Raw genomic sequence first — 20,270 nt, forward strand, 5'->3', positions numbered from 1 at the left:
AAGGTGGCCTGTCCCCCCCGCTTCCGTCGTCTGAGCGCTCGGGGCACCGAGCTGGACACCGGCATTGCGCACGGGGTTGCCGGGGTCGATCGGAGTGTCGCCGCAGTTGCCGCAGCCCGCGAGTGCGGAGGTCATGACGAGGGCACCCAACGGCCGTAGAAAAGAGGATGGACGACGTGGACTCATAGGGAATGTGGTCCAGAAGACGTTTGGAAGGTGCGCTGGAGTGCTGGCCAGCTGCGTGCCTGGGCCCGAGAACCCCCCTGACCCGTCTTTCCACGGGTGAAAAATCTCGGCTCCCAGTACGCGAGAGTTACACGGGGATTGTCGGATGTAAGCCAAATTGGCGAAAGCAGCCAGGCCCCGGACCGGGAGTGGTGCTCCTTGCGCACGCTCGGCCACTGTGGTCCGCCTCGGGAAAAGGTGCGATCCTCGTTCAGGATTGGCATGCCATCGAAGGGGCGCGGGGGGAGTTCCGGTGGGAACGAGGTGAGGAGAGATGTTCACCAAGGGGCGTGGGCGCGACCTGGCCAGGAGCCCGGGCGTGGAGCAGGTGCGGCGGGTCCCTCCGGACGTCGCACTCCAGGCCCTGCTCACGAGCACCGGAGCGGAGGTTGGCCCTGGGTTCTTCCGGACCCTCGTCCGGAGTCTGGCCGAGGTCTTCCGCGTCACCAGCGCCGTGGTGGGTGAGCGCAAGCCCGGTCAGGACAGCCTCCACCCACTCGCCATCTGGAGCCAGGGAGACTTTCGCGAGGAGCAGCCCCTGGCGTTGTCCGGCACCGCTTTCGAGCAGGTTCTCACCCAGGGGGTCTTTCACTGCCCGGAGGTCGAGCCCTCGCGCTTCCCCGAGGACGGGTGGCTTCGCCAGCTCGGCCCGAGCGGGTTGCTGGGCATGGCCCTGAGGAGCTCGCGGGGGGAGGTGCTCGGCGTGCTGGCCCTCCTTCATGACGCGCCGCTCGAGGTGGGCTCGCTGGACGTCGCGCTCCTGGGTGCCTTCGCCTCGCGCCTGGCCGCGGAGCTGGAGCGCCTCCAGGCACGAGCCGGGATGGAGCAGGCGCGGGACTTCCTGCGCAAGGTCCTCGACTCCGTTCAGGATCCCCTCTTCGTGAAGGACCGCGCGCATCGGTGGATCATCGCGAACGACGCGTTCTGCCGCTTCATGAACCACCGCGAGGAGGAGCTGCTCGGCAAGTCCGATTACGACTTCGTTCCCGCCCATGAAGCGGATGTCTTCTGGCGTCAGGACGAGCTGGTCTTCGGCACCGGGCAGCCCAACGAGAACGAGGAGTCCATCACGGATAGTGCCGGGCTCACCCATACACTCGTCACCAAGAAGGCCGTCTTCACCGGCGCGGACGGGCAGCCCTACCTCGTCGCCGTCATCCGCGACATCACCGAGTACACGCGCCTGGAGACGCAGCTGCGGCTGGCGGACCGGCTGGTGACGGTGGGGACGATGGCCTCCGGAATCGCGCACGAAATCAACAACCCGATGGCCTACGTCAGCGCCAACCTCTCGTTCCTGCGCGAGCAGCTATCGCAGGAGGATGTGACGGCGCTGGACCTCGTCGAGCTGCGCGAGGTGGTGGCCGAGGCGCTCGAGGGCGCCGGGCGGGTCCGTGCCATCGTCGAGGATCTGAAGGGCTTCACGCGCTCGGACGAGAAGCGTTTTGGTCCAGTGGAGCTTCCGCAGGTCATCGATGGCGCGCAGCGGCTGGTGCGCCACCAGCTGCAGAACCACGCCCGCCTGGTGCACGCGCTGGAGCCGGTGCCGCCCGTCTTCGGCAACGCGGCGCGCCTGGGCCAGGTGCTGGTGAACCTGTTGGTGAACGCGCTGCAGTCCTTCTCCGTGCGCGACCCCGAGCGCAACCTCATCCGCGTCTCGTCCCGGACGAGTGGGGCGGCGCATGTGGTGCTGGAGGTGGAGGACAATGGACGGGGCATGGGGCCCGAGGTGCTGAAGCGCCTCTTCAGTCCCTTCTTCACCACCAAGCCGGTGGGAGAGGGCACGGGCCTGGGTCTGGCCATCAGCCACGCCATCATCCAATCCATGGGCGGGCAGATCGAGGTGCGCAGCACGCCGGGACGGGGAAGCACCTTCCGGCTGGTGCTGCCAGTCTTCTCGGAAGGCGTGCCCCCCATTGCCCGAGGATCTCGAGAGGACCCATGAACGCTTCGGAGATTCTGGCGGCGCTGGACGTGGCGGCGGCGCGGTTCACGTTCCCGGTGCTCGACAACGGCTTGGAGGCAGTGTGATGGCCGGAGTGGGATTGCTCGGCTGCATCTGGGCCGGCTATCAGCGGTGGAGGCGTGCTCCGGTCTCCGTCGCATCCCACCCGGGTTGATGGAGGCGCGGAGGGACGGCTTGCCCCACGAGCGGCCGAGCGCCTACGGTGGAGGGGTCGCAATGGAAATCGGCCTCCCACCGTAGGAGTGGACATGAACGTCGCTGGCCTTCGTGCAATGGGGACCCGGTTCTTCCGCTACGTGCGAGATCCGCGCGTGCCGCTGTGGCGGCGGCTCGCCGGGTTGTTCGCCATCATCTACTTCGTCGTCCCCGTGGACGTGCTTCCGGACTTCCTCCCCATCCTGGGGTGGTTGGATGACGTGGGTGTGCTGTCCGCGGCGGCCTTCTTCATGGTTCGCGAGGTGCAGCGCTACCAGCCGGAGGCTTCCGCGTGGCCGACGCCCGTCGCCCCGGGCGAGGAGCATCGCGCGAGCACTCCGCCGCTCCGCGATCGCTGACCGCTTTCTTCGGCGCCGCCTTCGCGGCTCTGCCGGGTTTTGCCTGTTGCGCGTGCATTGTGTACACCGCACGCATGAGCATCTTCCCGAAGTACGTGGTCACCGCACTCCCCGCGCTGGCGCTGGTGGTGCTGTGCGCGGGTTGTGGTGAAGAAGTCGAGCCGCCCCAGTGCCAGTCGGGCACCCACCTGGAAGGGACGAAATGCGTGCCCGATGTCACGCAGCCGCCCGCCAACGCATGCGTGCCCAATCCCTGCACCGCGCCGAACAAGACGGTCTGCTCGGTGTCCGGGGGAACCGCCGTCTGCTCGTGCAACGCCGGGTACATCCCCGACGGTGAGGGCTGCCGGGAGGAGTCCGCGCCCGACTGCGCGCGCCGGCATACGCTGGGGGATGCCTTCGAGCCCGATGAGTGCCCGTCTCTCGCGCACCCGGTGAGCACCTCGGACATGCCGGAGTCGCACACGATGAGCTCCGGCACGGACGAGGACTGGTCCCGTTTCACCGCCGCCGAGGGCCGCATCTACGGGGTGTCCGTGCTCGGCGACTCGGAGCTGAGGCTCCGGGTGGACCTGTATGGCGCGGATGGCACCACCCTGCTCGCCTCGGAAGCTGGTTCCCGGGAAGGGACGGAGCTGGCGTACAAGGCGCGTACGGCCGGTGAGCTCTTCGCCCGCATCCGCTCCGCGGATCGCTCCTCGTCGGGGGCCTATCAGGTCTCGTTCTCCGACCTGGGGACGGATGACTTCGCGGACGAGCCAGCGCAGGCCGTTGGTGTCACGCTCCCGGGGAAGATGGGCTCCGGCGCGCTGCAGTTCCACGGAGACGTGGACGTGGTGCGGGTGCGGCTGGAGGGTGGGGGGCACACCTATCGCTTCAACTCGGCGTGGTCCTGGCCCACCTCGGGAATCCTGCGGCTGGAGTTGCTTGGCACGGATGGGGCGAGCGTGCTGGCCTCCGGCGAGTCGACCGCGCCACAGTTCATCTTCCGCGTGACCACCCCGGGCGAGTACTTCCTGCGCCTGAGTGAGACCACCGGTTCGCGGCGCGCGAGCTACGACTTCTCGGTCGTGGACCTCGGGGTCGACGACCATGCGAACACGCCCACGCAGGGCACCGGGATTTCCCCCAGCGAGACGTTCACCGACGGCGAGCTCGACTACGCGGAAGACGAGGATGTGTTCACGTTCGAGGCCCAGGCGCACCACGTCTACCAGTTCGAATGCGATAGCACCGCTCCCACCACGCCTGTCACCACGCGCTTCCCCTGCCGGGTGTCCTTCGTGGACACCCGGGGCGCGGTGTGGCGGCCCGGCACCACGCCCGCTGGGAAGTCCGCGGTGGGGTACGAGTTCGACACCGCGAGCACGGTCTACGTGAAGCTCTCCTCCACGGCGCCCTTCACCGACGGCGTCTACAAGTGGCGCCTCAGGGACCTGGGAGGGGATGACCACGGCGACACGGAGGATGCGGCCACTCCGGTGACGGCCTCGCCCACCGCCTCGACGGAGGGGCGCTTCGAGCTCCCCGAGGACCAGGACGTGCTCTCGTTCCAGGCGCAGGCGGGCCACATCTACCAATTCACGTGCGCCAGCGACAACGCCACCTGCAACGTGTCCTTCCTGGATGCCGACGGTTCGATGCTGCGCTCCATCTCGGCCCCACCCCCGCCGTCCGATGGGACTCCGGCGATGCGGACCGCAGTGCTGCAATACAAGTTTGGCAAGGCGGGCACCTACTTCGTGAGGCTGTTGGGGGCGAACCCCAAGTCCCTTACCTCCCAGTACCATTGGACCCTGATGGACCAGGGCGTGGATGACCACGGTGACTCCCTGGCCTCGGCGACGGCCATCAACCCCGCCACCACCCCGACCGGCGCGACGCTGGAGTTCGTTGGGGACGAGGACTGGTTCTCCTTCCAGGCCCAGGCCACCCAGACGTTCCGCCTGTCCTGCGATCCCTCCGGCCGCTTCGACTGCAACATCTACCTGATGGATGACTCGGGGAGGCTGCTGGCGTCGGACACCCGGAGCAACCAGGTGGGCGAGCTCTTCTACCGGGTCGCCACCACGGGCACGTACTACATGCGGATCAGCTCGGGCGACGGCGGCATCGGCGACTATTCCTTGCAGCTCCAGGACCTGGGCGTGGATGACCACTCCGACACCTTCACGGGCGCCACCTCGCTCACCCTCGGCGCCGCCACCGCCGGCAAGCTGCAGGTCTCCACCGACGTGGACTACTTCGTCGTGACGCTGGCCGCGAGCACGGAGTACTCCGCCACCGTGACCGCGGACAGCAGTGTCGTGTTCACGGTCTACGGGCCGGACAGGCTCAGCGTCCTCGCCAGTGGCCAGGGCACGAAGGCCTTCAACAGCGGCGACGCGGGCACCTACTACGTGAAGGTGTCCTTCCAGACTCCGCGGGACGTCGTCACCTCGTACACGGTGACGGTGAAGTAGCGGGGCGGGGGGGCTGCTTGCATCCCCCCTGTTCACGAGGAGCTCGCTGCGCCTGGCCGGCCAGGGTACGACCGGACCCTGGCCCTTTGCGTTGATGGGAGTCAGCTCCCGCTCCTCCCCATTGGCGAAGAGGGGGCGGAGCGTGATTTGACTACCCCATGCGCTCCTCGTCGTCTCCGAGTCCCGCCGCGAATCCGGGTCCCGTCGCGAAGTCCGGACCTGGACTCGCTGTGCTCGAAACCCTGCTCCGGAAGGACCTGGAGCGGCTCGAATACCCCAAGCGCTCCTGGGTGCTGCCCCGGCACCTGCGTGATGGGACGCCCCTCCTGGACGTGCTCATCATCGGCGGCGGACAGAGCGGGCTGGCCGCGGCCTTCGGGCTGATGCGCGAGAAGGTGACGAACGTCCTCGTCGTGGACGACAGCGCGCCCGGGCTCGCGGGGCCATGGAAGACGTTCGCGCGCATGCACACGCTGCGCACGCCCAAGCACCTCACCGGCCCCGACCACAACATCCCCAACCTCGGCTTCCAGAGCTGGTACGAGGCCCAGTACGGAGAGGCCGCCTGGCAGCAGTTGGGCCTCATCCCCAAGGAGCTGTGGGCGGACTACCTCAACTGGTACCGCCACTTCCTCGGCATCCCCGTGCGCTGCCACACGCGCGCGGGCGCCATCTCCTGGCTCGACGAGGACCGCTGCTTCGCCGTCCCCGTGCAGCCCACGGACGGCGACGGTCAGCCGGGCACGCTCTTCGCGCGCAAGGTGGTGCTCGCCACGGGCATCGACGGCTCGGGCCGCTGGGAGACGCCCGCGATGGTGGCCCGCCTGCCGCGCGAGCTGTGGGCCCACACGCGGGATGACATCGACTTCGACGCCCTGCGAGGCAAGCGCATCGGCGTCCTGGGCGCGGGGGCCTCCGCCTTCGACAACGCCTCCGTGGCGCTGGAGCGCGGCGCCGCCGAGGTGCACCTCTTCTACCGCCGCAAGTCCCTGCCCACGGTGAACGCGTACCGCTGGGCCGAGTTCGTGGGCTTTCTCAAACACCACGCGGACCTGCCGGACGCGGACCGCTGGCGATTCATCCGCCGCATCCTGGAGATGGGGCAGCTGCCGCCACACGACACGTACCACCGCGCGCGCGCCTTCCCGGGCTTCCACCTCCACGGGGAGAGCCCGTGGCGGGACGTGCGAGCCGAGGGAAGCACCGCCGTCGTCACCACGCCGCACGGCACGTACTCCTTCGACAAGCTCATCGTCGGCAGTGGCACCGTGACGGACCTGTCTCTGCGCCCGGAGCTGGCGAACTTCATCGGGGACATCGCGCTGTGGAAGGATCGCTACACGCCTCCGCCCGCCGAGGCGCACGAGGACCTGGCGCGCCACCCGTACCTGGGCCCCAACTTCGAGTTCCAGGAGAAGGTGCCCGGCCGCGCGCCGTACCTGGGTTCTCTCTTCAACTACACCTTTGGATGCCTGCTCTCGCTGGGCTTCGGCGGAGCGAGCATCTCCGGTATGAAGTACAGCCTGCCGAAGCTGGTGTCGGGCCTCACGCGGCAGCTCTACTGTGAGGACAAGGACGCGTACTTCGAGTCCCTGATGAGCTACGACGTCAAGGAGTTCGAGCCGTGAGCGGAGAGCAGGTGCTGCGCAGCAAGCGGGTCGTCACCGCGAGTGGCGTGCGCGAGGCGGCGGTGGTGATTCGGGAGGGCAGGGTCGCCGCGGTGCTGGCCCCGGCGGACGTGCCCGCGGGCCTGCCCGTGGAGGACCTGGGCGACAAGGTGCTCATGCCCGGCGTGGTGGATTGCCACGCGCACATCAACGAGCCCGGCCGCACCGAGTGGGAGGGCTTCGAGACGGCCACGCGCGCGGCGGCCGCGGGCGGTATCACCACCGTGGTGGACATGCCGCTCAACTCCATCCCCGCCACGACGACCCTGGCTGCGCTGCGCGAGAAGGCCGCCGCCGCCGAGGGCCGCTGCGCCATCGACCATGGCTTCTGGGGCGGCGTCATCCCCGGCAACGCGGGCGAGCTGGACGCCATGATCGACGCGGGCGTGACGGGCTTCAAGTGCTTCCTCATCCACTCGGGCGTGGACGAGTTCCCCCACGTCACCCGCGAGGATCTGGCGCGCGCCATGCCCATTCTCGCCCGGCGCGGCGTGCCCCTCATCGTCCACGCGGAGATGACGCCGGACGAGCGCCCGCCCCAGGGCGACACGCGCACCTACCGCAGCTACCTGGAGTCGCGCCCCCGCCGCTGGGAGGACGACGCCATCCGGATGATGATCGAGCTGTGCCGCGAGCACCGGGGCCGCGTGCACATCGTCCACCTGTCGTCCTCGGACGCGCTGCCGGACATCGCCGCCGCCCGCCGCGAGGGCCTGCCCTTCGGCGCGGAGACGTGCCCCCACTACCTCACCTTCGACGCGGAGCACATCCCGGACGGCGCCACCTGGCTCAAGTGCGCGCCGCCCATCCGCGAGGCGGAGAACCGCGAGAAGCTGTGGGCCGGGCTGGCGCGCGGGGAGATCGACATGGTGGTGTCGGACCACTCGCCCTGCACCCCGGGCCTCAAGCACCTGGACCGAGGGGACTTCGCCGCGGCGTGGGGCGGCATCGCCTCGCTCCAGTTCAGCCTGCCCGCCGTGTGGACGGGGATGCGCGAGCGCGGTCACGGGCTCGAGTCCCTGGTGCGGTGGATGTGCCAGAACCCGGCCCGGCTCATCGGCCTGGAGGGTGTGAAGGGCTCGCTCGTGCCCGGCGCGGACGCGGACCTGCTCGTCTTCGATCCGGAGGCCTCCTTCACGCCGGAGCCGTCACAGGTGCTCCACCGCCATTCGCTCACGCCCTACGCGGGCCGCTCGCTCACGGGCGTGGTGGAGCGCACGTACGTCCGGGGTCAGCGGGTCTACACGCGCGGCGAGCCCGCTCCGCGCCCGGTGGGCCGGTGGGTCCGCCGTCCCGTCACCACGCGTCCGGTGGCATAAGTCTCTTCGAGGAGAAACTCCCAGCATGCACACACCCGAGGAAGGCAAGGTGCGAGTCGCCTTCGCCGAGCTCATTGATCTCGCGGCCGAGAAGGTGGGGGGCCGCGCCCTCTATGCCAACGACGAGTTCTTCGCGCCCAAGGAGAACCTGCTCAAGCCGGGCCGCGGCGTCTTCATCCCGGACAAGTACACGGAGTTCGGCAAGTGGATGGACGGCTGGGAGACGCGGCGCAAGCGCGTCCCGGGCTACGACTGGTGCCTCATCCAGCTCGGCCTGCCCGGCGTCATCCGCGGCGTGAACGTGGACACCAACCACTTCATCGGCAACTTCCCCGAGTACGCCTCGGTGGACGCGCTCGAGGTCCAGGGCCAGCCCTCGCCCGAGGAGCTGACGAAGGCCACGTGGACGGAGATCGTCCCCCGGACGAAGCTGGCGGGCGGCACGCAGAACTACCTCCCCGTCGCGAGCGAGCGGCGCTGGACGCACCTGCGCCTCAACATCTACCCGGACGGCGGCGTGGCGCGCTTCCGCGTCCACGGCGTGGTGAAGCCGGATATGGAGAAGCTGCGCTCCGCGGACCTGGTGGACCTGGCCGCGGCGGAGAACGGTGGCATCGTCGTCACCTGCAACGACGCCTTCTTCGGGCCCAAGGACAACCTCATCCTCCCCGGCCGCGCGGCCACCATGGGCGAGGGCTGGGAGACGCGGCGCAAGCGCGTGCCCGGCTTCGATTGGATTGTCGTGAAGCTGGCCGCCCCCGGCACCGTGCACCGCGTGGAGGTGGACACCCACCACTTCAAGGGCAACTACCCGGACATGTGCTCGCTGGAGGGGTGCTTCCTGAAGGAGGACATCCTCGACTTCGCGAACGCGAAGGACATCGTCTGGCAGGAGATCCTCCCGCGCACGAAGCTCCAGGCGCACCACCGGCACTTCTACGAGGCCGAGCTGCAGGCCAGGGGGCCCTTCACCCACGTGCGGCTCAACATCTTCCCGGATGGCGGTATCAGCCGGCTGCGCGTGCACGGGCGGGCGGTGTGAGCAGGCTCGCGTGGCTCAACGGCCTCCCCATCGAGGAGGCCCAGGCGGAATTCCTGCGCTGCTGCGGCTCCACCCGCTGGGCGGAGGCCATGGCCCGCGCGCGACCCTTCGTCAGCGAGGCCGCTGTGTATACGGAGGCCGATTGGCTCTGGTCCCAGACGGGGCCGGATGACTGGCGTGAGGCGATGACGCACCACCCGCGCATTGGGGACGTCTCCCAGCTGCGGGAGAAGTACAAGGCCACCGCTACCTGGTCCTCCCAGGAGCAGCGCGGCGTGCAGGAGGCGAGCGAGGAAGTGCTGCAAGGGCTCGCCGATGGCAACCGCGAGTACGAGGCGCGCTTCGGCTTCATCTTCCTGGTGTGCGCCACGGGCAAGAGCGCCGGGGAGATGCTGGCCTTGCTGCGCGAGCGCATGAACAACGAGCCGGAAGCGGAGCTGCGCATCGCGGCCGGCGAGCAGGCGAAGATCACCCGCATCCGATTGGAGAAGCTCCTCACCTCGCCATGAGCACCCTGTCCACCCACGTCCTCGACACGCAGTGGGGCCGCCCGGCGGCGGGCGTCCCCATCACCCTGGAGCAGCAGGCCGGCGACGGCTGGCGGGAGCTGGCGCGCGGCACGACCAACGCGGATGGCCGCGTGCGCGACTTCCTGCCCACGGGCACACGCCTGGAGGCGGGCATCTACCGGATGACGTTCCACACGGCGGAGTACTTCCGGGCCCACTCCGTCCGAGGCTTCTACCCGTACGTCTCGGTGGTCTTCGAGCTCTCCGCCGTGGACGAGCACTACCACGTGCCCCTGTTGCTGAGCCCCTTCGGCTATTCCACCTACCGGGGGAGCTGACCGACTCCTATATGAAGACGACCCTGAAGCCGGAGCGCATCTCCACCGCGCGCGAGGCGCTGAAGAAGGCCAATCAGGCCTACGCCCGCACGTACCCGGGCGAGTCCTCCCGGCGCCAGCCCGTGCACGTCGTGTACGGGGGCGCTCACCTGTTCAAATCGGACACGGCCCGGAAGATGGGACAGCTGGCCCTGGCCTCGCTGCGGGAGTACGCGCCGGACGCGGAGACCCTCGCCGGGTGCCTGGGCGTGCCGGGCGGCGAGCTCGCGAAGCGCGTCCACGAGCGCGTGGAGGCGAAGCTCCAGCGTGAGGCGGTGGAGGACTTCCGCATCGACTTCGAGGACGGCTACGGCCACCGGCCGGACGCGGAGGAGGACGGCCACGCGGTGTCCACCGCCGAGCAGGTGGCGAAGGGCATGACGGAGGGCACGCTGCCGCCCTTCATCGGCATCCGCATCAAGTCCTTCACCGAGGAGTTGTTCGACCGGAGCGCGCGCACGCTGGACCTCTTCGTGACCGCGCTGCTGGAGCGCACGGGCAACAAGCTGCCGGACAACTTCGTCGTCACCCTGCCGAAGATCACCTCGCCCGAGCAGGTGACGGCCCTGACTCGCATGCTGGAAGTGCTGGAGCAGGAGCGGGGTCTGCCAGCGGGTGCGCTGCGTCTGGAATTGATGGTGGAGACGCCCCAGTCCATCTTCGACCGGGAGGGGCGCCTCGCGCTGCCGGGGCTGGTGGCGGCGGCACGGGGGCGCTGCGTCGGGGCGCACCTGGGCGTGTATGACTATACGGCGGCGCTCGGCATCACCGCCGCGTACCAGAGCATGACGCACCCGGCGAGCAACCTGGTGCGAGGAATGATGCAGATCTCCCTGGCGGGCATGGACGTGGCGCTCTCGGATGGCGCGACCAACGTCATGCCGGTGGGCCCGCACAAGAAGGGCGCGAGCCCGCTGACGGAGGCGCAGCAGAAGGAGAACCGCGAGGTGGTGCATCGCGCGTGGAGGCTGGCGTACGAGCACACGCGCAACTCGCTGGAGCGGGGCTTCTATCAAGGGTGGGACCTGCACCCGGCCCAGATCCCGGTGCGCTACGCGGCGGTGTACGCCTTCTTCCTGGAAGGGCTGGGGGCGACGTCGGCCCGGCTGAAGTCCTTCATCGAGAAGGCGGCCCAGGCGACGCTGCTCGGGGACGTGTTCGATGACGCGGCGACGGGCCAGGGACTGCTGAACTACTTCCTGCGTGGCATTGCCTGTGGTGCGATCACCGAGGAGGAGACGCGCGCCTCGGGGCTGACGTTGGAGGAACTGCGCAGCCGCTCGTTCCTGAAGATTGTCGAAGGCCGCCGGAAGTGACGTAGCGACGCGCGGGGGAGCGCTCCTTCTTCCTTCTGTTCTCGCTCGACCTCGGATGGGCTGTGCCGCCGACGCAGAGGTGATTCGAGGAGTGGAGGCTCAGGCTGCCTCCGCAGCCACACCTCGCCAGGGCATGCTCTACGGCCAGGCTCCAACGTGCTTCTGCTGGAGCGCTTTCGCCGGAAGCCTCCGGCGGCGCGGCTTCGATTCCCGCCGCCTCCACTGGAAGCAACCCGCCGCTTTGAGCCAAGTCTGCTCCTAACGAAGGAGGGCCGCTGACGGGGGCCGGCCGAGCAGTGCGCCAGGTTGGTGGAGAGGCCGCGCAGCTAACTCTCACAGCGCACCCGCGCGAAGCCGTGCGCCAACACTCTACGCTCCAAGTATCTGGCGAAGTCCCGCTCCACGTACCGGGGCAGCCCGCGCCCCACCTCACTCGCCTCCGCCAGCAGCATGAGTAGAGGTTGCCCGCCACTCTGAGCCGAGCCTCCGCCCAACTGGGGGAGCTCCGCGCGATGTTCACGGGTGCCGGGTTCTGGACTTTCCCGTCCGTACGAGCCACAGGGTCCTCTTCGGCCCGACGTAAGGTTGCCGTTGGTTCCAATGCAAGCGGCCATATTGGGAGGTCCCATGTTCCAACCAGCGCGGTGGGCGCTCATGTCCAGCATGTTGCTGGCTGCCTGCGCGGGAGTCCCTGGGCGTGGTGCTCCGGATCGCTACGCCCAGTCCTTCGACTCGGCGACGAGCGCCTGTCGGCAGAACCCGGCGCTCTGTGCACAAGTGGCTGGGGAGGAAACCGTGGTACCGCAGGCCGCGCGACGGCTCGCCGAGACTGGAGCCTCGGTCGCCGCGGTCGGGATGGCACTGAATGGGGACTTGAAGACTCAAATCGAGCAGGCCCTGCAGCAGTGTGCCGAGCATGCTCGTACCAAGGTGCTCAGTGATAAGCGTCAAGGGAAGATTCCCACGCAGGCTGAGTGTGACCAGCCGGCTCCTGGCATGGCCGTGAAACTGGCCATCTATCTCGGTGACGAAATGCACAAGGAGGCGTTCCAATGTACTGGGGAGAGACTGAGCCAGTTGATTCCAGGTCGATTCAGCCTGGGGCCGCGTTACCGCTACGACAGGATTACGAAGCAGACGACGTTCATCAGCGAAGAGGAGGCGCAATCTCTTCTGCGACAGTGGCGGGGCGATGAGCTGAAAGGCACGCTCAGGCCCGATGTCCTCATCCACTCGGGCAATCCGCTCCAGGTCAGGGCTGTCTATGATCTCAAATTTCCTTGCGCGGACGGAAGCAGGCCTACTCCGTGGACCCGCTACACAGAGGGGCCACATCAAGGCTTCGATCAGAAGCAGGTGTACTGGGACGCTCTGGGGGTGGAACCCTTTCGCATCGTACCGTGGCTGGGGATTCTCAAATGAGTGAGCGCTACCCAAAAATTCGGATTCGCGCGCGGAACGGGGCCGTTTTGCTGCGAGAGGGAGTGAGCATCAGCTTCTACATGCGCCGCTCTCATCAAGACGTGGTGCACCGGGTGATGCAGTCCCTGGAGTCCTACCTTCGTGTGGTGGGCACGAAGGCGCTCGGCTGGTACGACGATGGAGAGGGCACCTGGCGGGAGTTGGATGCGGTGGGGTGGGCGCATACCCGGCGTGAGTTGCTCGAGAAGCGCTGGCCCCTGGTGACCCTCCGCGATGCCCTCGACGGAGAACTCCGATACGGGTTTGACTATCGTGGCAAGGCGCTCGATGAGCCCCCGGCGGCGGACGAGCCGGGCGCCGTGAGCGCGGTGAGCTTCTGGCTACCGACGGAGTTCTTGGAGGAGCACGGGCCGAATCACGTACGAGAGCTGGCCTTGGAACTGGCGGCCCCATTGCCCTTCTGCTCTGGCCACGCGGGTCTCTCCTTCATCGGTGAATTTGATCTGCCAGGCGTTCTCCGTGAAATCCGCGAGCGATGCTTCCGCCACCCGGGCTTGGACCTCCCAGACCTGGGGGAGCACTCGTGGAAGGTCGGTACGAGGATACGGGCACCGCATTGGCTGACGTTCCTGGGCTTACCCGTGTTGGGAGAGGTGGGTGGCACGGAGGGGCTTCGCTCTCGCCTCTTTTCCGCGGAGACGACCGTTCAGGAGATGGAGGGCGGACGCGCGGTCGTGACTCTAGGGCCCTGGCCCGAGGCAGGGGACACCGAGCAGGGGCAGGTTCTCCCGTCCTATCGGGAGCTGGCGTGTTTGTTGGAGCCCTGGCTGTATCACGAGGAACGTGGCCGTAATCTCGATTTCACCCTTGAGGACGTGCGGCACTGGGATCGGCGCTTCCTCGGCTGATCGCCCATCCACTCCGGGGCACCGACGCGCTCGCCCCCTTCCAGAGACGAAGTCGAGGCGGCGGCTTCGATTCCCGCCGCTTCCACACTCAGAAGCCCAGTAATCCCGAGGGGTTACTGGGCTTTTTCTTTGCCCTCGTTTTCGCATGTGCCCTCAGTGTGCGTGCGCCGTGAAGGTGCACTTGACCAGCGGGTGGAAGTCCCGCCCGAGGAGGAAGTCGACCCCCTCGGTAGCTATCTGGCGGGGACGAGGGGTGACCCTCGGACTCGAAGCCCAGAGACAGAAGGCCTCGAAAGGAGGTCGAGCGAGCTTGCAGGCCGCAACATGAGTGAAGCCCGAGCAGGCCCCGAAAGGGCAATCGTGGGAGCCGACCTGACGCACATACAGGGAAGGCCAGGCACCCGGCGAGAAGGTCGACACCAACATCGCCGGGTGGACCACCGGGGTAGTGGGGCGCGGCATGTGAGCACGGTGAAGTGCGCAACACGGGAGACCTGGTCCGAGCGGGGTAGCGACCCGAACACGCCGTGAGGGCGTGGCGACGGCCAGGAGTCGGAAGGGCCCGTACTACCGATGAAGCGGGTAACGACCGTGGAGGGAAGGGGCCCTGGTTCAGGGTGCTTCGTGAGGAGTGGACGCAGCGGGAGATTGGCGTGAGCCTGACAACCCCTACAAAGCTCGAAGAGCTCCGAGCGAAGCTGTACGCGAAGGCCAAGGCGGAGCCGACGTTCCGGTTCTACGCGCTGTACGACAAGCTCCATCGGTGGGATGTCCTGACGGAGGCGCTCAGGCAGTCGAAGCAGAAGAAGGGCGCCGCAGGAGTGGACGGACAGACCTTCGAGCAGCTCGAGGCGTACGGCGAGGAGCGCTGGCTCGAGGAGGTGCAGCGAGAGCTGCAAGGGAAGACGTATCGGCCCCAGCCAGTACGGAGGGTGCTGATACCCAAGCCAGGAGGAGGCGAGCGGCCACTGGGCATACCCACGAGCAAGGAGCGGGTGGTCCAGACGGCGGCGAAGCTCATCCTGGAGCCCATCTTCGAGGCCGACTTGAGCGAGGCTGCATACGGGTACCGACCCGGACGCAGTGCGGTCGATGCGGTCCAAGAGGTCCATCAGAAGCTGAAGCGGGGGCGGACCCAAGTGGTGGATGCGGCTCTCTCGAAGTACTTCGACACGATTCCCCACGCGGAGCTGATGAAGAGCGTCGCGAGGAGGGGTGCGGACAAGGCGGTGCTGCATCTGGTGAAGATGTGGCTGAAGGTGCCAGTGGAAGAGAGGGACGAGCAAGGACGCCCGAGGTACAGCGGAGGCAAGCGCTCGAAGCAGGGGACACCGCAGGGGGGTGTCATCTCACCGCTGCTGGCGAACATCTACATCAACCGGCTGCTGAAGGTGTTCGCCAAGAGCGAGCTGATGAAGAGGAGCGGAGCGAAAATCGTCAACTACGCCGATGACTTCGTGGTGGTAGCCCGCAGGGGCGCCGCGGAGGTGTTGGTGCAGGTGAAGCGCTGGCTCGATGGGATGAAGCTGACGCTCAACGAGACGAAGACGAGCATTCGCGATGCGCGGAAGGAGCACTTCCGCTTTCTCGGGTACGAGCTGGGGCCACTGGTCTACAAGAAGACCGGCCAGAAGTACCTGGGAGCCCGACCTTCGAAGAAGGCGATGGAGCACGCCCGAGAGGAAGTGAGCCGAATCCTCCGACGAGGCAGGACGGAGCGCTGGGAGGAGATAGCGGGCGAGCTCAACCGGTTCCTGCGAGGGTGGGCGACGTACTTCGTCTACGACTCGCCGGTGCACGCGTTCAACGTGCTGGACTGGCACGTGACCGAACGGGTGAGGAACTTCCTGAGCAGGAGGCACAAGGTGGCGCGAGCAACGTCACGCTTCAAGTACAACGAGGTGCACCGGAGCCTCGGAGTGCTGGAGGTACGTGCACTCCTGCGCTGACACGCGTCGCGTGAAACCTGTCCGAGAGCCGGATGCAGGAAATCTGCACGTCCGGTTCGATGAGCGGCGTGGAGGAAACGGACCGTGGGTGAGACTCGGCGAGGAGGCGAGCGAGAGCGGACCTTCGCAGCAGGCTCCGACGAGCCCGAGCGGCACCGCGCCTCCCGTCGACTCTACCCCTTTGGCGCTTCTGGCCGGAGCGGCTTGGATGTAGGGCACAGGAAGGTCGAGCTGATGCACGGCGCTCGCCCGAGTCTCGGGCAGGTGGGCATAGCGCTCTGTCATCTCGATGGTCGCGTGCCCCATCAACTCCTGGATCGCCTTGAGCGGTACGCCACGCATCAACACGTAGGGGCCGCGCAGGTGCCTGTGAGCCCCGAGCGCTTCCACTGCCGAGGCGCATAAGAGGGATGGGGGCCCTGTTGAGGGGGAGAGAGGGTGCAGAGGGGCCGAGGAGGGCCGCTGACGGGGCCGGCCGAGCGATGCGCCCGGCCGGTGGACAGGCCGCGCAGCGCGCTTGGGGTACACGCCTGCCCAGGCCGCGCTCCTATCAGGTGCGTGGCAGGGGCCTGTTGGCTGTCTTGAGCCTCAACACCACGCGGCCTGGGGTGGCCCTCGTGCCGGGGCCAACCTCGCACATGCCGTGGGCAAGCCCAGGTGCTCCAGAATGGCCCGCCCCCCGGAAGCCCCCATCTCGTACGCCAAGACCCGCCGCCGGCCTCCACACCTCACGCAGGCGAACACGTCGAAGTCGAACGTCCGTCCTCCTGAGCAACTCTGCCTGGTCCACTCGCGGTGTCCTCTCCTTCATCCACTCCTTCCTGGCCGCTGCCTCAAGCCCCGCGCTCGCCTCCTCCGCACCTGCTTGAGGGAGCAGATGTCGTCCCCAGGACGAGCAGCACCGAACGCACAGGAATGACGGAGTCGTATTCAAAGAGATGGAGACCCGCTGAGCCTGACGCCGGGGTACATCACAATCCCCCCGCGTGTCGCTACGCTACCTTCCGGCGGCCTTCGACAATCGGGGCAAGCCCAGGTGGCCTTCGAGCGTGCGTCATTCGCCAATCTGGCGACGTACCCATGGGGCACCCACGTCGTGACGTTCTGCCTCCCAGCCTTGTCGCAGTTCCAGAATCTCGACGATGCTTGGATCCCGCTCGATCAGATGGTTCAAGCCGACGACTCGCGGCCCATCACCGGGCTCATGCTCTTCTCCACAAAGGAACTGCCAATCGCCATCCTCATGCGCGACCAATCGAATGGATCGGCTTCCTTCAAACACATGGCGACACACGAATGCAGCACGTTCGCGCTCCAAGCTCAGCTCCAGATCGTTGCTCTTGAATTAACGTTCCTTTGGAGGAATCCAGTCGGTATCCAGTTCCTTGGCCCCTTTCTCGCGGTTGCAAGTTCGGCAGGAGGGTGCCAGATTCTCGGATGAAGAGGGTCCACCTTTGCTGTACGGCTTTCGATGATCCGCCTCATAGGATTTCGACTGCCCCGATTCTCGCGTCAGCTCCTCGTCGCAGTACTCACAACGAGTTCGGCCTGTTGCATCCTGGCTCTTTTCGTAGGCCGCGTCGCGGTCTGCCTTACTGAACCGACGCGGCCTCCCTGTATCCGCGGTCATGGCTACTGCACCCGGAGCCAGGGTCAGGGTCAAACTCTCGGCGGATACGGAGACCGTCTCCACTTCCCCAACCGCCGCGAGACGGATACCCACCTGCGTCTCCGCCTGTGCTTCCGCCTGCACCGCACGGGGAAACGTCGGCACCTTTGCGGCCAGCCCCGGTGCCGTGTTGCCGATGGCAGTCAGGGCCAGCACGGCGAAGGCTCGCGCCGCGTTGCGACCCATGATCTTGCCGTACCGCTCGCCCGCCTCGCGCAGTTCGCTGAACGTGGTGGCCCGGTCCGCCTCGACCATCAACCGCTTGAAACCCAGGATGAGACCCCAGAAGGTGTCCACGCCCACATAGGCAATGAGCGTGGCGGTCATCACGGCGGCGAGGCCCTTGGAGACTGTCACGTCGGGAATGGTGAGGAGGAGCATGTACGTGGTCCACGTCCAGAGCACCGCAGCCACCATGGCGTGTGGGTCAGCCATGTCCCTGAAGGCCTCGAGCATCTCCTCCAGCACGGCGCCCTTGGCGAGGGCCATGGCCAGGGCGAAACGACCATCTCCGTTGACGATGGGGCTTTCCTCCAGCAGGCGCAGGCAATCTCCGGGCCTACCAGTGCGCTCACACCAGCGCAGATACGCGCGCGTCAACTCGACCTCCGCCGCCGTTGGCTCTCCCTCCAGGTGCTCGCTCGACTCGAGCGGAGTGACGCGGCGGCCGCGTATCTCATACGTGTACGAACCACTCCGAGCATCGACCTCGAACAGTCGCCGGGCGGCTTCCTGGGGCTGAGCGGGAGGCCGCACCTCCCGAGCCAACTCCGACACGGCCACCTCGAACTCGCTGTCGCCCATTGCCACGGCCTTGGCACTGGAACGCGGGGTGAAGACGATGATGTTGGTTCGGCCCGTGTCCAGGCGTACGACCCGAGAGGAAGAGCCACACCCAGCGAGGAGAACCAGCACCACGGCCGTGCAGCACAGCTTCATGGGGACTCCTCCTGGTCCTGGCCCCTGCTTCCGTGAGAACCCACTGACGGGCTGGCGGCTGGCAGGGTGGCGTATCGGCGAAGCTGAGCATAGTGGCTTGCCGGGACGTGCGGTCACGGTTCGCTCTGCACATGTCCACTACCGAGAACGGTGCACGCAAGGTCCGCGTGGTGATCCTGACCGCGATCACGCTGGAGTACCAAGCGGCACTTCAGGTGGAGGCTGGCGCCTGGGAGGGCAGTCACTGGGAGGAGGAAACAGGCCCTAACGGTCTTCCGGTGGCGTTCCGCACGCTTCGTGGCAAGGGAGGGCGGCCTCTGCGCGTGGCGGTGGCACAGGCGGGGGACATGGGGGCGGTATCGGCGACGAATGCATTGCTGCCCCTGGTGCAGCGCCATGGCCCGCGGTGCGTGGCGATGTGCGGCGTGTGCGCGGGCCGCCCCCAGAAAACGAATCTGGGCGATGTGATCGTGGCAGAGAGGCTGTTCTTCCACGACACCGGCAAGAAGATCCCAGACAAGGTGCAGCAGGATCTCAAGACGTACAACCTCCGCGAAGACTGGAAGGTAGCGCTCGAGCACTTCGACTTCGCCGGGCGCTTCCGAAACGAGGCGTGGTGGAAGTCACGCCCCGTGTCCTACGAATGGCAAGAGAATTGGGTCCTGGCGAAGCTGAACGAGGGCATCGCGAACCCGGCGGAACTCCCCGAGTGCGATGAGCACTGCCCTCAGTGGGAGAAGGACATGCTGGATGGCACGCTCAGCCTGACCGACAAGGGGCAGAAGCGAATCGGTCGCATCCTCATCAAGCACCGCAACCGCCTGCCTGACACCTCTCCATCGGGGGAGCTGATTCCCTTCAAGGTCCACGTCGCACCGATGGGAAGCGGTAACCAGGTCGTCGAAGACGAGGCTGTCTGGAGCTTCATCTCCGAGCATATGCGCAAGACGCTGGGCGTGGAAATGGAGGCCGCAGCCCTCGGTGCGCTGGCCCATGCCCAGAGAGACTGGAAGCTCAATGCGCTGGTGATGAAGGGAGTGATGGACTTCGCCAACCATGGCCGCGACGACCATTTCAAGGAGTTCGCCGCCCGGGCCTCGGCTGAGTGCTTGATTGCGTTCCTTCGCGAGCAGCTCGACGTGGAGGTGGAGCCCGATGTCAACGACCTTCTGGTGCCAGGAACCGAAACATTGCCGGACAATCCGCCTCCCTCAGCGCTCCTCAATGCGCGCTACGAGGTCGTCCCCTTCCACGAACGGGGGCGCATAAGAGGGATGGGGGCCCTGTTGAGGGGGAGAGAGGGTGCAGAGGGGCCGAGGAGGGCCGCTGACGGGGCCGCCCGAGCGATGCGCCCGGCCGGTGGACAGGCCGCGCAGCGCCCTTGGGGTATACGCCTGCCCAGGCCGCGCTCCTATCAGGTGCGTGGCAGGGGCCTGTTGGCTGTCTTGAGCCTCAACACCACGCGGCCTGGGGTGACCCTCGTGCCGGGGCCAACCGCGCACATGCCGTGGGCAAGCCCAGGTGCTCCAGAATGGCCCGCCCCCCGGAAGCCCCCATCACGTACGCCAAGACCCGCCGCCGGCCTCCACACCTCACGCAGGCGAACACGTCGAAGTCGAACGTCCGTCCTCCTGAGCAACTCTGCCTGGTCCACTCGCGGTGTCCTCTCCTTCATCCACTCCTTCCTGGCCGCTGCCTCAAGCCCCGCGCTGCCGCGTACAGCACCGTCCCCTCGGGCTGCCTTCGCCGGTACTCCCCCCCGCGCTCCTCCACGAGCCCCTCCCCAGCCGCACCTTGCCAGGGCACACGCTACCGTCAGCCTCCCACGGGCTTCTCGCGAGCCCTGGGATACCGGGGAACTCTGGCCGCTCACGTTCGCGAGTGGCTTCACCCAGCTGGGCTGCATGTGCCCCCAGTGTGCCCCTCCAGCGGGGAATTGACCGGGA

Annotated in this window: 14 protein-coding genes and 3 pseudogenes; 13 read left to right on the forward strand and 4 right to left on the reverse strand. The window is 67.3% G+C overall.

What is annotated here, in order from left to right:
- The first annotated feature begins 499 nt into the window (after window positions 1–499).
- The 9 genes and pseudogenes from JQX13_RS20660 to JQX13_RS20700 all read left to right on the forward strand — a co-directional run.
- Complete coding sequence (locus JQX13_RS20660; RefSeq protein WP_203410665.1) at window positions 500–2,170, forward strand: GAF domain-containing sensor histidine kinase; 1,671 nt, start codon at window positions 500–502, stop codon at window positions 2,168–2,170.
- A gap of 269 nt (window positions 2,171–2,439) precedes the next feature.
- A complete protein-coding gene (locus JQX13_RS20665; RefSeq protein WP_239014957.1) occupies window positions 2,440–2,745 on the forward strand; it encodes a YkvA family protein in 306 nt (101 codons plus the stop codon).
- A 74-nt stretch (window positions 2,746–2,819) separates the two neighbouring features.
- Window positions 2,820–5,207, forward strand: coding sequence for an EB domain-containing protein (locus JQX13_RS20670; protein WP_203410666.1), 2,388 nt, complete (start codon window positions 2,820–2,822; stop codon window positions 5,205–5,207).
- 230 nt (window positions 5,208–5,437) lie between these two features.
- Window positions 5,438–6,835, forward strand: a complete 1,398-nt coding sequence (locus JQX13_RS20675; protein WP_343211114.1) for an NAD(P)/FAD-dependent oxidoreductase — start codon at window positions 5,438–5,440, stop codon at window positions 6,833–6,835.
- On the forward strand, window positions 6,832–8,193 hold the full coding sequence (gene allB / locus JQX13_RS20680) for an allantoinase AllB (protein WP_203410668.1): 1,362 nt from the start codon (window positions 6,832–6,834) through the stop codon (window positions 8,191–8,193). The genes JQX13_RS20675 and allB overlap by 4 nt, the downstream gene beginning before the upstream one ends.
- Before the next feature lie 25 nt (window positions 8,194–8,218).
- Window positions 8,219–9,235, forward strand: coding sequence for an allantoicase (alc, locus tag JQX13_RS20685; protein WP_203410669.1), 1,017 nt, complete (start codon window positions 8,219–8,221; stop codon window positions 9,233–9,235).
- On the forward strand, window positions 9,232–9,744 hold the full coding sequence (gene uraD / locus JQX13_RS20690) for a 2-oxo-4-hydroxy-4-carboxy-5-ureidoimidazoline decarboxylase (protein WP_203410670.1): 513 nt from the start codon (window positions 9,232–9,234) through the stop codon (window positions 9,742–9,744). Before alc ends, uraD begins: the two co-directional genes overlap by 4 nt.
- The gene (uraH, locus tag JQX13_RS20695; RefSeq protein WP_203410671.1) at window positions 9,741–10,082 is read left to right on the forward strand and encodes a hydroxyisourate hydrolase; all 342 of its coding nucleotides are present in this window, start codon (window positions 9,741–9,743) and stop codon (window positions 10,080–10,082) included. Before uraD ends, uraH begins: the two co-directional genes overlap by 4 nt.
- Window positions 10,083–10,093: 11 nt before the next feature.
- Window positions 10,094–11,356 (forward strand): annotated as a pseudogene (locus JQX13_RS20700) (DUF6986 family protein); the annotation flags it as partial.
- Here the strand turns inward: JQX13_RS20700 and JQX13_RS56390 are convergent.
- Window positions 11,279–11,521 (reverse strand): annotated as a pseudogene (locus JQX13_RS56390) (hypothetical protein); the annotation flags it as partial. The pseudogenes JQX13_RS20700 and JQX13_RS56390 sit on opposite strands and share 78 nt — an antisense overlap.
- Window positions 11,522–12,091: 570 nt before the next feature.
- On the opposite strand from JQX13_RS56390, the gene JQX13_RS20705 reads away from it, so the two are divergent.
- The 3 genes from JQX13_RS20705 to ltrA all read left to right on the forward strand — a co-directional run bounded on the left by JQX13_RS20705 (window position 12,092) and on the right by ltrA (window position 15,716).
- The gene (locus JQX13_RS20705; protein WP_203410673.1) at window positions 12,092–12,859 is read left to right on the forward strand and encodes a hypothetical protein; all 768 of its coding nucleotides are present in this window, start codon (window positions 12,092–12,094) and stop codon (window positions 12,857–12,859) included.
- Window positions 12,860–12,921: 62 nt separating this feature from the next.
- Window positions 12,922–13,767, forward strand: a complete 846-nt coding sequence (locus JQX13_RS20710; protein ID WP_239014959.1) for a DUF3396 domain-containing protein — start codon at window positions 12,922–12,924, stop codon at window positions 13,765–13,767.
- A 653-nt stretch (window positions 13,768–14,420) separates the two neighbouring features.
- Window positions 14,421–15,716 carry a group II intron reverse transcriptase/maturase gene (ltrA, locus tag JQX13_RS20715; RefSeq protein WP_203410675.1) on the forward strand — a complete coding sequence of 432 codons (1,296 nt, stop codon included), beginning with the start codon at window positions 14,421–14,423 and terminating at the stop codon, window positions 15,714–15,716.
- Window positions 15,717–16,770: 1,054 nt separating this feature from the next.
- Here the strand turns inward: ltrA and JQX13_RS20725 are convergent.
- From JQX13_RS20725 to sitA5, 3 genes and pseudogenes are all read right to left on the reverse strand, one after another.
- Window positions 16,771–17,034: a hypothetical protein gene (locus JQX13_RS20725; protein ID WP_203410676.1), complete on the reverse strand. Its 264-nt coding sequence runs from the start codon at window positions 17,032–17,034 to the stop codon at window positions 16,771–16,773.
- 27 nt (window positions 17,035–17,061) lie between these two features.
- Window positions 17,062–17,346 carry an HNH endonuclease signature motif containing protein gene (locus tag JQX13_RS56395; RefSeq protein ID WP_430384212.1) on the reverse strand — a complete coding sequence of 95 codons (285 nt, stop codon included), beginning with the start codon at window positions 17,344–17,346 and terminating at the stop codon, window positions 17,062–17,064.
- A pseudogene (gene sitA5 / locus JQX13_RS20730) lies at window positions 17,338–18,324 on the reverse strand (SitA5 family polymorphic toxin); the annotation flags it as partial. The gene JQX13_RS56395 and the pseudogene sitA5, both read right to left, overlap by 9 nt.
- A gap of 131 nt (window positions 18,325–18,455) precedes the next feature.
- Here sitA5 and JQX13_RS54295 point away from each other — a divergent pair.
- Window positions 18,456–20,264 (forward strand): hypothetical protein, encoded by a 1,809-nt coding sequence (locus JQX13_RS54295; RefSeq protein ID WP_239014962.1) that lies wholly within the window; start codon window positions 18,456–18,458, stop codon window positions 20,262–20,264.
- Window positions 20,265–20,270 lie beyond the last annotated feature (6 nt).

Source organism: Archangium violaceum (assembly GCF_016859125.1).
GTDB classification, from domain to species: Bacteria; Myxococcota; Myxococcia; order Myxococcales; family Myxococcaceae; genus Archangium; species Archangium violaceum_A.